Genomic DNA, 13353 nt, shown 5'->3' with positions numbered 1-13353 from the left:
TCTATCTTAAGCTTTAAACCATGCCTATGGATTTTCAGATCTTGGATGCAGATTACGAAATCGTTGACAGTAGACCTGTCATCCGCCTCTTTGGCAGGGGGGCGGACGGAAAAAGTGTATGCTGCTTTGTCCCGGATTTTGAGCCTTACTTTTACCTCAAGGCCTCAGGAGACCTGCACGCTGTAGCACGGCTTATTAAGGATACTTTTGAGCAGGTCAAAAAGGTCGAAATCATCGAAAAGTTCGAGCCTGTAGGGTACCAGAAAACGAAAACAAAAATGCTCAGGATTACTACCAGCCTGCCAAGGGATGTTCCTGAGATAAGGGACGAAGTTCTGAAGATCCAGGATGTTTTGAAAGCTGAAGGTGACTGGCAGGTTTATGAGAGTGATATTCTTTTCAGAAACCGCTTTTTAATTGACAGAGACCTTGGAGGCATGGTATGGATTTCTGCAGAAGGAAAGCCTGTTGACCCTGCCAGGTACTTAAGAGCAGGCTCTGCAGGAAACTCCCGCTGCGAAAAGTTTGCATGTGACACTTCAATACTCGGGTCTGAGCTAAAAAGGGTTGAAAACCTGACTATTGCTCCCCTGAAATACCTTTCTTTTGATATCGAGTGTCTTCCCCTCGACGGAGGGATGCCTTCTCCGGATGTCTCTCCAATAATTATGATCAGTTTCTCTTTCGAACCTGCGTATAAAGAGCATAAGACACTTATCCTGCTGGCAAAGCCTGCTGACGGCATGAACGGAGACGTCCTCCCATGCAAAGACGAAACCGATATGTTAAACCGCTTTTTCGAGATTATTTGCGAGTACGACCCTGATATTGTTGCAGGATACAACCACCAGGACTTCGATATCCCCTATATAACTGACAGGGTCAAAGCCCTGAATGCAAAAGGGGAAAACATCAATCCTGTTGTGGGCAGGGACGGCAGCCATATAGGTTACAGAAGGTTCGGGCTCATTACTCGGACTGAGGTTAAAGGAAGGGTGGTTGTTGATGCCCTCCCGCTTGTAAGGAGAGCTTTCAGCCTGAAGCAGTATACTTTGAGAGCCGTTTCAAAAGAGCTTCTGAGCCGTGAGAAACTTGATGTCCCTCCGCTGGAAATGGAGGAGCACTGGAATGACTCCGGGGAGAAATTCCTTAAATTCGTTGATTATGCACGCAGGGACGCTGAACTTGCACTTGAGCTCGTACTTAACCTGAGGCTTCTTGACAAATATATTGCCCTTGCCCAGGTAAGCGGGAGCCTGCTCCAGGAAATCGTTGACGGAGGCCAGACTTCCATGGTTGAGACCCTTCTTCTCAGGGAGTTTGGGCTGAGAGATAGGGTCATCCTTCCAAAGCCAGGAGACGAACTTTCGGCAGAAAGGTATGACATGAGTTCTGACCTGAAAGGCGGGGAAGTTCTTGAGCCAAAAAAAGGGCTTCTGGAAAATGTGCTCATCCTTGACTACAAGTCCCTTTATCCTACAATTATGATGGCTCACAACCTGTGTTATACGACTGTTGTGACAAAGGACCGGCCTGACGGGGAAGCTATAAAGCCTCCTTCAGGGGGAGAATTCGTGCCTCCCGAGGTTTACAGGGGAATTGTCCCCTCCATCCTTGAAGACCTTCTTAACCAGAGGGGCGAGACAAAGAAAAGGATGAGACTGACTTCAGACAAAAATGAGTACCGTGTGCTTGATGCAACCCAGCTAGCTATAAAAATCCTGCTGAATAGTTTTTACGGCTATTCGGGATATGCAAGGGCAAGGCTCTACAGCCTGACACTTGCAAATGCTGTAACCAGCTTCGGGAGAAGTAATATCCTCAACACCAGGGATCTCATCAATAACGATATAGGAAAAATTGTCCTCAGGGATTCCGCAGCCCTGTTTCTTGAGGAAGCAGGAGAAATTTCCCCTCAGGACAGAGTAATTGATCTGTCAGTTGCTTATGGGGACACGGATAGTGTTTTTGTACACTGCAGGTCAGAAGGAGACCTTTCCCTTGAAGATGTAAGCCTTGTAGGGAACAGATTGTCCCAAATTGTGTCGGCATCTCTTCCGGACCCCATGGAACTTGAATTTGAGGCAATTGCAAAACGCGCCCTGCTCATTGCAAAGAAGCGCTATGCTCTCTGGCTTTTTGAACCCAGAAACTCTGGCTGGGAAAACAAAATCAAGGTCAAAGGAATGGAAACCGTTCGCAGGGACTGGTGTGAACTGACCTCCATTACACTTAATGAAGTCCTCAAGCTTGTGCTTATAAAAGGTGACGTTGACGGGGCTGTAGAACATGTACGTAACGTGGTCAGTGATGTCAGAAACCTTGACCCGGGGAAAGATGCAGGTATCATTGAGAAACTTGTCCTTACCCGGACACTTACCCGGAGAACGGACAGTTACAAAAATAAGCAGCCTCACCTCACAGTTGCGGAAAACCTGAAAAAACGGACAGGGGTCATGCCTTCAATAGGGACAAGGATTCCTTTTGTCATCGTGGCAGGGAAAGGTCTTTTTGTAGACCGCGCTGAGGACCCTGATTATGTCCGGGAACATAATGTTCCTCTTGATGTTGATTATTACGTTAAGAAACAGATCCTGCCTCCTGTTGAACGCATACTGGAAGTCTTCGGGGTCAATGTTTCATCTCTTGACTTTGACTCTAAACAAAAAGGCCTCTTCGATTTTGAAGTTAAAGAGCCCGGAGTGAAAAAACAGGAAAACCAAAAAGTTCCCTCCCATAAAATAACAGGAATCGTGCAGGAAGAAAAGGTCCCATGTCAGGAAAACGGACGTGCAGAGCAGCGTTCACTGTTTGACTTCTAAAGAAAAAGGAAAAACCAGAAAATAATAACACCAGATAGCTTCGGATCTGCTGAATAATTAAAATTACCCTCATTTGATTAAAATTGCCCTTCTTTGATTAAAATTACTCTTCTTTGAAAATAATCTGGATATTTTTTAATCCATTTCTCGCAGTCATCTCTTTTTTTGAAGACGCCAGAAAGGCTGGAGAGGCCCTCCGCAACTTTTGAGGAATAATAAACTTTCGGGGGCAGGAGAAGTGTTCCTAAGTGTGAATATACTGAGCTGGTATGTTTTTTATTCTTTTAACAATTAGTCTTTTACTTTTTTGGCAAGTTTTATCTTAGCTATATGCTTTACATACTTGCTATATAGTTAAATAGATTACTGGGGCTGGACTCCTTATATATATCTCAATATATTATATGTGGAGAATCCTTATATATTTCTCTCTTTTTATTACCTCCTGTACGATAAATGATATTGTAGATTATAGATTGTTAGTTTATTGTTATTTGTTTAATGGAGTATGTGTAACATGGTAAATAAATTAAAAACATATGCAATCCTCACGTTACTGGTGTTTGGACTTGTATTTCTGGGAATTGGATGTACCGGAAATGAAAATGGCGAAAGTTCTTCTCAGGGTGAAGAAACCTCTTCAGGGGAAGTTCCCGGGGCTGAATCCCGGAGTATTACTCTGAAAGGTTCAGATACGGTTCTCCCCCTTGCTCAGGCTGAAGCTGAAGAATTCATGCTTGAAAACCCTGACAAAAGTGTAACTGTCACCGGTGGTGGGTCGGGTGTTGGGATTACAGCTCTCATTGATGGTGAAGTCGACATTGCTGCAGCATCCCGAGAAATTAAAGCCGAAGAAATAGAAGCTGCTCAGTCTAACGGCATCACCCCTGTGGAGACAACAATTGCCTATGACGGCATTTCAGTTGTTGTTAACCCCGGGAACCCTGTTTCTGAACTTACCTTTGACCAGCTGCGCGGCATCTACAATGGAAGCATCAGCAACTGGAAGGACGTAGGTGGAGAAGACAGGAAGATTGTGGTGATTTCCAGGGACAGCAGTTCAGGTACTTACGAATATTTCAAGGAAGAGGTTTTACAGGGAGATGAATATAGACCTGATGCACTTACCCAGCCTGCAACAGGGGGAATAGTTGGGGAAGTTTCTCAGAATCCCAATGCAATCGGATATATCGGTGTTGCATACCTTGATCAAAGTGTAAAAGCCTTAAGCCTGGATGCAGGAAACGGCCCTGAAACCCCAAGTCCTGAAAACATCCTCAGCGGTGCATACCCTCTTTCAAGGTCTCTTTACTTCTACACCAATGGTGAACCCTCAGGCTTGACAAAGGAGTTCGTTGACTTTGTACTCAGCGAAACAGGACAGAGCCTGGTAACTGAAGTAGGGTACTTCCCTGCAGATCAGTAATAAAAGCCTACAAGCTGTTACAGTAAAACCACTTTAAGGTAAAAACATGTTTCGCAGGAATTATAAGGAGAAGACGATTGAGTCGGTGCTTTTCTCAGTAAGTGCCCTTACGGTTGTCATCCTTTTCCTTATATGCCTTTTTTTGTTCAGGGACAGTTTACTTCTCTTTAAAGCAACGTCCCTTCTGGACTTCCTCACAGGAAAGTTCTGGTATCCAACATCAGTTAACAGGCAGTTCGGATTATTGCCTCTCTTCTTCGGTTCTCTTATAGTTACTGCCGGAGCAATCTTTTTTGCAGTACCTCTGGGAATTGCTGCTGCCATTTATATCTCTGAAATTGCGCCCCCAAAGGTTGCGGATGCCCTGAAACCTTTTATTGAGATTCTCGCAGGTATTCCTTCTGTTGTATTCGGTTTCTTCGGGCTTGTCATCCTGGTTCCTGCAGTTCAGAATATATTCAACCTGCCTACCGGACAGACTGCTCTTACAGGTTCCATAATGCTCGGAATCATGGCTCTCCCCACAATAATTACCATTTCTGAGGACGCTATAAGTTCGGTTCCCAGTACTATCAAGCAGGGTTCGCTTGCTCTGGGGGCAACAAGGTGGCAGACTATTTACAAGGTCATAGTGCCTGCAGCTCTCTCCGGAATTTCAGCTGCTGTGATGCTCGGCATTGGGAGGGCAATAGGGGAGACAATGACCCTTATGATGGTAACTGGAAACACTGCAGTAATTCCTTCTTTTCCCGGCGGCATTCTGGACCCTGTAAGAACAATGACTGCCACAATCGCACTTGAGATGGGTGAAGTCCCTCAGGGAAGCGCGCACTTCCATGCCCTCTTTGCGGTTGGGTCTGTCCTTTTCATCATAACTTTTCTGATTAACCTGATTGCGGATATGGTCAAAAAAAGATACAGGTTTAAGGTGGACTGAAAGTGGAACTAAGTACAAAAGTAAACGAAAACGATCATAAATCCCTTCGGGTACAGGGGGGATTGAGTATGGGGCTAAATGCAAGAACAAGCGAAAAAATAGCCTTTTCACTTCTCACCCTTTCAGCAATGACCGTAGCCGGGTTTGTGGTTGTTATTCTCGCCTATATTATTTACAATGGTTACAGTGCAATCAGCATTGAGTTTCTTACCGAAATGCCCCGGATGAGGATGACCCAGGGTGGAATCTATCCTGCAATTGCAGGCACTGTTTATCTTATTCTGGGATCAATGGCTGTAGCTCTTCCTGTGGGGATTATGGCTGCTATCTACCTGAACGAATATGCAGGAGAAAACCGCACTACCTGGCTCATAGAAATGGCAATCAATAACCTTGCAGGGACTCCATCTGTCGTATTCGGGCTTTTCGGACTCGCACTTTTCGTTAAGTACTTCGGGTTTGGTTCTTCTCTGCTGTCGGCCTGCCTTACTCTCTCTCTTCTGATTCTTCCGGTAATTATTCGTTCCACTCAGGAAGCCCTGATCGCAGTCCCGAACGAATACCGTGAATCTTCACTCGCACTCGGAATAAGCAAGTGGCAGACTATAAGGCACGTTGTATTGCCTGCGGCAATCCCGGGGATTGTTACGGGCTCGATCCTGAGTATAGGAAGGGTTGCAGGGGAAACAGCTCCTATTCTTCTTACAGGCGCTGCTTACTTTTTGCCAAGGATGCCTGATTCTGTGTATTCCCAGTTCATGGCTCTTCCCTACCATCTTTTTGTTCTTGCAACCTCAGGGACAAACATTATCCAGACCCGGCCCCTTCAATACGGGACAGCTCTTGTCCTTTTGATGATTGTGCTGGGATTAAACATCATAGCGGTTATGATCCGCAGGCATTACAGGCAGAAATTGAAAATCTGAATCAATTAAGGTAAGCAGGATATTTTCTGTAATTTTCAATAATTATCAGGTTAACACAATAATCGGAGTCAATAAATGACTGAAGTTGTTCAAAACGTAGCTCAGACGCATATAACAGTAGAAAACCTTAATCTCTGGTACGGGGAAAAACAGGCTCTTAAGAATGTATCCCTGAAGATACCCAGAAACAGCGTAACTGCTCTTATAGGTCCTTCCGGCTGCGGTAAATCCACATTCATCCGTTGCTTAAACAGGATGAATGATCTTGTTAAAAACTGCAGGATAGAAGGCAAAGTTTTAATCGAAAACGAGGATATTTACGGAACTGATGTTGATGTCGTTGAGCTGAGAAAACAGGTAGGAATGGTTTTTCAGAAGCCCAACCCCTTCCCGATGTCAATTTACGATAATGTTGCATATGGGCCGCGTATTCATGGAGTAAATAAAAAGGATATTGACGGAGTTGTCAGGAATGCCCTTCGTTCGGCTGCCCTCTTCGAAGAAACTTCAGACCGGCTCAAATCTCCTGCTCTTTCTTTAAGCGGCGGTCAGCAGCAAAGGCTGTGCATTGCAAGGACTCTGGCGGTAAAACCCCGAATTATCCTCTTCGATGAGCCTACCAGCGCTCTTGATCCTATTTCTACTGCAAGGATTGAAGACCTGATTATGAACCTCAAAAAAGATTATACAATAGTAATCGTAACTCATAATATGCAACAGGCAGCCAGGATTTCGGATTATACCGGATTTTTCCTTATGGGAGAACTTGTTGAGTTCGGTCAGACAAGGCAAATCTTCCACAGCCCCAGGGAAAAGAGCACTGAGGATTACATCACTGGCAGGTTCGGGTGATAACTATGGTCAGAGAACGATACCTTCAGCAGCTAGATCTGCTTAAAGAGTCCGTACTTTCCCTTGGGGAAATGTCTGAGCTGGTTTTTCGAGACTCAATGGAGGCTGTTATAAATCTTGACGTCGAGCTTGCCGGAAAGACTCTTGCTCTTGAGCCTGAAGTGGATAAACTCGAGGAAATAATAGAGGCTTCTGTTTTTGACCTGCTTGCACTTCAGCAGCCGATGGCAAGTGATCTCAGGCTTGTCGTGTCAGCACTCAAGATCTCAGCAGACTTTAGGAGAATAGTCGGGCTTTCTATTAATATTGCCAAAATTCCTGGAAAATTCGAAGGCGGCCACATAAAGCCACTTATAGATACGAAAAAAATGGCAGATATTGCAGCATATATGCTTGAAAATTCCCTTAAATCCTTTGAGACTCAGGATGCTGAGCTTGCAAAAGTGGCAGCATCCCGGGATGAAGAGGTGGATAAACTCTTTTATGCAGTCTGGGTTGAATTGATAGAAATGATGGCAAAGGATACCAGCATTATTTCCAAAGCCACATATTTGCTTTTCCTTATTCGTTATATTGAAAGGATTTCAGATCACTGCTGTAATATCTGTGAAAGCGTTGTTTACCTTGCAACAGCTGAACGCATTAAACTGAACTGAAAAGGGTTTTTTTCCCTATTTCTTTTTTTCTTCCCTGTTTCTTTTTTCTTCCCTGTTTCTTTTTTCTTCCCTTTTTCCTTTTTTACTTTTCGTTTCTGGCTCTCACTTTTCGCCCATGTGTATGTTTTAAGTACGTTTTAAGCATATAGACGCCCATGCCTGATATTCATATCAAAAATACAAGAATTTACTATAATAATTCTCTCCAGCCTGCAGAAATCATTATTGAGCACGGCAAGATTACAAAAATAGGGAAAGATTTCAGGGTATCAAGTTCGGATATGGTGATAGATGCAAAGGGATCGCTCACTCTGCCAGCAGGAATTGATGTTCACGTCCATTTCAGGGAACCGGGCATGACCCTGAAAGAGAACTGGTACACCGGGTCATGTGCTGCAGCTGCCGGGGGGATTGCCACAGTTATCGACCAGCCGAATACTATACCTCCTACAACTGACAGGCGCTCTTTTGAACAGAAGCTTGAGCTTGCCAGGAAGAAGTCCATAGTAGACTTCGGGATCAATGGCGGAGTAACAGGGAATATAGAGAAGCTCAAAGAACTCTGGAGGCTGGGGGTTACAGCTTTTGGAGAGATTTTCATGGCTGAGTCTACGGGCGGGCTTAATATCAAAGAAGAAGATTTTGAAGAAGCCCTGGCTGAGATCAAAAGACTCGGAGCCCTTGCCACGATCCATGCTGAGGATGAAAAGATGCGGCTTGAACTGGAGCAGCTGCTGAAAGGGGATGTTTCCTGTGACTATCATTCGAAGGTACGCCCGAATGCGTGCGAGGCATCTGCTGTCCAGTGTGCGCTTGAGATTATTTCCAGGCTTGGAGTAAAGGCACATTTCTGCCACCTGAGCACACTTGAAGCTGTGGGGATGATCCGAAAGGAAAAGTATCTTGCAAAAAGAGAAAATAAGGAACCTCTTTTTACGTGCGAGGTCACTCCTCATCATCTCTTTCTTTCCACAAAGGACTGGGAGAGGCTCGGGGTTTTTGGCAAAATGAATCCTCCTCTCAGGGGGAGCCACAGCATCAAGGCGCTTGTAAACGGGCTGAATGACGGGACTATTGATATGGTAGCCTCGGACCACGCTCCTCACCTTGAATCTGAAAAGGGCCCTGATATCCGGGCTGCTCCGTCAGGAGTGCCGGGGGTTGAAACTCTTATGCCTCTTATGCTTGCAGCAGTCCGGAAAAATATCCTGCCACTTGCAAAGATGATAATGCTCACAAGCTGGAATCCTGCAAGAGCTTTCGGGCTGGACCTTCTGGGAAAAGGAAAACTTGAGGTGGGTTATAATGCAGATCTTATGATTGTGGACCCTCGAAACCTCCAGCCTGTAAGAGCTGATATGCTTCACAGCAAGGCGGGATGGACCCCCTTCGAAGGCATGGATGCGGTTTTTCCGGAATATACTCTGTCGAGAGGCGAGGTTATCTGGATGGAAGAATCCATTAATGCAAAACCCGGAAGAGGTAAATTCCTTGAGGGCAGAGGAAAAAGGTCAGAAGAAGATGAAGAAGAGGTCGGATAAAAATAAGATTCCGGAACTCTCCTTTTTTAATTAATTTTTGTAATGGTCTTTCTTTTTTTAGTAAAAGTCTACCGAATCCAGCTGCGAGTGCAGAAGTTCCTGGTGTTTCTTTTCAAGGAATTTGTAGACCGCGCCGTGAGTGGCTCCATCGAGCAGCATCTTTATTGCTGTTCGTATTATGGTGTTCTGTTCGGGGTAACCGAGTACGGATACGGTTTTTCCGTATACCGAGATTTTGACATTTATCAGGCTTTCCGCAAGCTCTCTGGTCCGCCCGTTCCTTCCGATAATCCTTCCTTTTATGCGCTGGAGCTCTTTTGGAGTTGTGGCAACATCTGAAAGGTCAATCACTTCAAGCATGAGCATCTCATCATCAAGGATTTCAAGAGCTTTTTCCGGGCTGAAACCTCTTCCAATAGCTTTGATGGTTTCAAGGACCCTGAATTCTTTTAAAGGGTCTCCCTCGCAGGTAACATCGATTTTTCCGCTATCACTCTCTATTTCCAGCTGGCATGTGGTTTTGTCCTCTATGAGTTTTTTTATTTCTCCTTTAGGACCGATGATTACTCCGATTCTTTCTCTGGGGATTTTGACATACTGAGTCATGTTGTTTCCGCCTGTATTTTTGAAAGCAGTTCTTCAGGTTTGTCCGTGATCCCATAGCGGCCAAAGAACCTGAGTATATTTAGCACGTCTCTGTAGAGAAACTCTCTTGCATTGGGATGTTCCAGGGTTACGGACTGCCCCATATCAATAAAGACCGGGGTCTTATCTGCCGGGTCAATGAGAATGTTATATTCACTCAGGTCAGCATGCACAAGGTTTGCTTCTTTATAAAGGAGATGCATGTATTCAACGATTTTGTTATAAACAAGCTTTGCCTCATCATCTTCCAGAGGAGTGTTCTTCAACAGGGGATAAGGTTTCTTTTCTTCTCCCATGAATTCCATAATAAGGACATTCTTTTCAGCAACTATTGGTTCAGGCACCCTTACGCCTGCGCTCTTTGCACGCTTCAGGTTCTGCAGTTCCTTGCGCGTCCATGCAAAAATGATGTCTCGCCTGTTGTTTCGAATGTTCGTGAAGCGGGGGTCTTTCATAATATAGGCATCCATTGCCTTGAAAGTGCTGCTGGCCATCCTGTATATCTTTATTGCCAGTTCTTTTTCATCGCCTTCTGCATAGAAAACATTTGCTTCCTTCCCAGTACTGATGGCTCCTCCCATTGCTTTTATTATCCCTTTATTTGAAAGTGTATAAAGGATTTTAAGGGTGGGAACATCAAATACATTCTCTTCCACCTTCAGCCGATCAGAGTCTTTTTCTCTTGCCCGGGCTTTGTCTGTAGCACTGTCAATGCGCTTTACTTTCTCTTCCAGATCCCTGCTCATGTTTATCCTTTAAGGTATCCTTTTCTTTCAAGCCAGTCTACCTGCGGCCTTGTGTATTTCCAGATCACATCTGCTTTTTCATTCTGGAATTCCCAGGGCACGGCAATGACGACGTCTCCTTCTCTAATCCAGGTCTTTTTCTTCATTGACCCCGGAATTCTTCCCATACGGACGACTCCATCCATACAGCGGAGTCTGAGCCTGTTTGCACCAAGGAGACTTTCTACAGTTGCCAGGATTTCGTTGTTTTCCCTGCGCGGAGTGCGCACTCTTGTCACGGTCTCTTCTGTGCTGGGAGAGGCTCTTGATGTAGGTTTCTTTAAGTCTGCCAGTGTGATACCTCATTACATGTAATTTGTAATTATTATTTCATCTTTTATTTTTATATCCTTAAATATCCCTATATCTCTTTTTTCGGGTTTTAAGGTTATTCGTCGTGCAGCTTTCAATTTCCTGTTGTTATTTTAATGCTGCGCTTTTCTGTTATCCTTTAATCTCTTCTTATTATTATTTTTTTCCAAGTAATGCACCGAGCGATAGATATATATACTGGATGTTCCTTTGTATGTCTCACGCGCAAAACAAGCGTGCGCTGCTCTCGAATTATCAATTCAAGAGTGGGAATTCAGGAATTGAAAAAGCAAAATATCATAGTCTGTTATGATCTTTTTTCTTTACAAAGTTCTCTGAATAACAAGCTTTATATACTAAAACTTATGTATATGTGTTTCCAGTCAAAGCATGAATGTCTTTGTGCAGGCTGGTTTTCTCATTGTCTAAAAGTTTGATATTTCTTCTTTTTCAAGAGGGAATGGATATCTTTAAATACAATGGATGCGTAAATACTAAGTTTGCTCTAGTGTGGTTTCAATCACATGCTAGATGTTTTTCTCTCATGGTGACCGGTTATGATCTCTCCTGTCAAACAGGGGGGTCGATACCTTTAAATACTATGGGTGCGTAACTATAACTTCCTGCATCATAAATGCAGATTACTAATCATTAAAAATGGAGTCAGGAGTTATTTCCTGACTGACGAGGATTTGTCGGTTCGGTTAATTCTGGGTGATATTTGTTATTATACTACATTTATCGCGACATGAACTAACTGAATTGATAGTTGTTAGTGCAAGTTTCTGCGACCAAGACCTTTAATTTTGAAGTGTGCGATACATTAACAATTCTGGTTGATCCTGCCAGAGGTTACTGCTATCGGTGTTCGCCTAAGCCATGCGAGTCATATGTAGCAATACATGGCGTACTGCTCAGTAACACGTGGATAACCTGCCCTTGGGACCGGCATAACCCCGGGAAACTGGGGATAATTCCGGATAACGCATATTTGCTGGAATGCTTTATGCGTCAAAAGGATTCGTCTGCCCAAGGATGGGTCTGCGGCCTATCAGGTAGTAGTGGGTGTAATGTACCTACTAGCCAGCGACGGGTACGGGTTGTGAGAGCAAGAGCCCGGAGATGGATTCTGAGACATGAATCCAGGCCCTACGGGGCGCAGCAGGCGCGAAAACTTTACAATGCGGGAAACCGTGATAAGGGGACACCGAGTGCCAGCATCATATGCTGGCTGTCCGGATGTGTAAAATACATCCGTTAGCAAGGGCCGGGCAAGACCGGTGCCAGCCGCCGCGGTAACACCGGCGGCCCGAGTGGTGATCGTGATTATTGGGTCTAAAGGGTCCGTAGCCGGTTTGGTCAGTCCTCCGGGAAATCTGATAGCTCAACTATTAGGCTTTCGGGGGATACTGCCAGACTTGGAACCGGGAGAGGTAAGAGGTACTACAGGGGTAGGAGTGAAATCTTGTAATCCCTGTGGGACCACCTGTGGCGAAGGCGTCTTACCAGAACGGGTTCGACGGTGAGGGACGAAAGCTGGGGGCACGAACCGGATTAGATACCCGGGTAGTCCCAGCCGTAAACGATGCTCGCTAGGTGTCAGGCATGGCGCGACCGTGTCTGGTGCCGCAGGGAAGCCGTGAAGCGAGCCACCTGGGAAGTACGGCCGCAAGGCTGAAACTTAAAGGAATTGGCGGGGGAGCACAACAACGGGTGGAGCCTGCGGTTTAATTGGACTCAACGCCGGACAACTCACCGGGGGCGACAGCAATATGTAGGCCAAGCTGAAGACTTTGCCTGAATCGCTGAGAGGAGGTGCATGGCCGTCGCCAGTTCGTACTGTGAAGCATCCTGTTAAGTCAGGCAACGAGCGAGACCCGTGCCCACTGTTACCAGCATGTCCTCCGGGACGATGGGTACTCTGTGGGGACCGCCGATGTTAAATCGGAGGAAGGTGCGGGCCACGGTAGGTCAGTATGCCCCGAATCTCCCGGGCTACACGCGGGCTACAATGGATGGGACAATGGGTCCCTCCCCTGAAAAGGGCTGGTAATCTCACAAACCCATTCGTAGTTCGGATCGAGGGCTGTAACTCGCCCTCGTGAAGCTGGAATCCGTAGTAATCGCGTTTCAATATAGCGCGGTGAATACGTCCCTGCTCCTTGCACACACCGCCCGTCAAACCACCCGAGTGAGGTATGGGTGAGGGCACGGACTTCGTGCCGTGTTCGAACCTGTGCTTTGCAAGGGGGGTTAAGTCGTAACAAGGTAGCCGTAGGGGAATCTGCGGCTGGATCACCTCCTAAGCATAAAACAATATCACCCAGATGCCGATAAACCGAACAAATCCTCAAACCAGAAATCGATAAGATTTCTCCATATTAATCTCACAAATCATCAAGTGCACCCGGAAAGTAAATTTTCGGGGAAGGATGGATAGCCTGCGCGGAA

General features: G+C 45.5%; 10 protein-coding genes and 1 rRNA gene. 8 read left to right on the top strand and 3 right to left on the bottom strand.

The genetic code is table 11. The features are described 5' to 3' along the window. The first annotated feature begins 20 nt into the window (after window positions 1–20). From MSMAS_RS14250 to MSMAS_RS14220, 7 genes are all read left to right on the top strand, one after another. Window positions 21–2822, top strand: a complete 2802-nt coding sequence (locus MSMAS_RS14250) for a DNA-directed DNA polymerase (protein WP_048046709.1) — start codon at window positions 21–23, stop codon at window positions 2820–2822. A 517-nt stretch (window positions 2823–3339) separates the two neighbouring features. Further along, window positions 3340–4248 (top strand): PstS family phosphate ABC transporter substrate-binding protein, encoded by a 909-nt coding sequence (locus tag MSMAS_RS14245; RefSeq protein WP_011033937.1) that lies wholly within the window; start codon window positions 3340–3342, stop codon window positions 4246–4248. Between the two features lie 46 nt (window positions 4249–4294). Then, on the top strand, window positions 4295–5185 hold the full coding sequence (gene pstC, locus MSMAS_RS14240) for a phosphate ABC transporter permease subunit PstC (RefSeq protein WP_048044713.1): 891 nt from the start codon (window positions 4295–4297) through the stop codon (window positions 5183–5185). Between the two features lie 68 nt (window positions 5186–5253). Beyond that, window positions 5254–6111: a phosphate ABC transporter permease PstA gene (pstA, locus tag MSMAS_RS14235; protein ID WP_048040870.1), complete on the top strand. Its 858-nt coding sequence runs from the start codon at window positions 5254–5256 to the stop codon at window positions 6109–6111. Between the two features lie 75 nt (window positions 6112–6186). Next, the gene (pstB, locus tag MSMAS_RS14230) at window positions 6187–6963 is read left to right on the top strand and encodes a phosphate ABC transporter ATP-binding protein PstB (RefSeq protein ID WP_011033941.1); all 777 of its coding nucleotides are present in this window, start codon (window positions 6187–6189) and stop codon (window positions 6961–6963) included. A 5-nt stretch (window positions 6964–6968) separates the two neighbouring features. Next, complete coding sequence (phoU, locus tag MSMAS_RS14225; protein ID WP_048040874.1) at window positions 6969–7619, top strand: phosphate signaling complex protein PhoU; 651 nt, start codon at window positions 6969–6971, stop codon at window positions 7617–7619. 155 nt (window positions 7620–7774) lie between these two features. Continuing rightward, window positions 7775–9160 (top strand): dihydroorotase, encoded by a 1386-nt coding sequence (locus tag MSMAS_RS14220; RefSeq protein ID WP_048040877.1) that lies wholly within the window; start codon window positions 7775–7777, stop codon window positions 9158–9160. A gap of 57 nt (window positions 9161–9217) precedes the next feature. Here MSMAS_RS14220 and MSMAS_RS14215 read toward each other — a convergent pair whose 3' ends face one another. The 3 genes from MSMAS_RS14215 to eif1A are packed head-to-tail and all read right to left on the bottom strand — an operon-like array spanning window position 9218 to window position 10889. Further along, window positions 9218–9766: a KH domain-containing protein gene (locus tag MSMAS_RS14215; protein WP_011033944.1), complete on the bottom strand. Its 549-nt coding sequence runs from the start codon at window positions 9764–9766 to the stop codon at window positions 9218–9220. Next, window positions 9763–10551, bottom strand: coding sequence for a serine protein kinase RIO (locus MSMAS_RS14210; RefSeq protein ID WP_011033945.1), 789 nt, complete (start codon window positions 10549–10551; stop codon window positions 9763–9765). Before MSMAS_RS14210 ends, MSMAS_RS14215 begins: the two co-directional genes overlap by 4 nt. A 2-nt stretch (window positions 10552–10553) precedes the next feature. Beyond that, complete coding sequence (gene eif1A / locus MSMAS_RS14205; protein WP_080929504.1) at window positions 10554–10889, bottom strand: translation initiation factor eIF-1A; 336 nt, start codon at window positions 10887–10889, stop codon at window positions 10554–10556. 842 nt (window positions 10890–11731) lie between these two features. Here eif1A and MSMAS_RS14200 point away from each other — a divergent pair. Further along, window positions 11732–13206 (top strand): 16S ribosomal RNA (locus tag MSMAS_RS14200). Window positions 13207–13353: the final 147 nt, after the last annotated feature.

The sequence above is a fragment of the Methanosarcina mazei S-6 genome, assembly GCF_000970205.1.
Lineage (GTDB): Archaea > Halobacteriota > Methanosarcinia > Methanosarcinales > Methanosarcinaceae > Methanosarcina > Methanosarcina mazei.
This window is presented reverse-complemented; position numbering and strand designations above follow the sequence as displayed.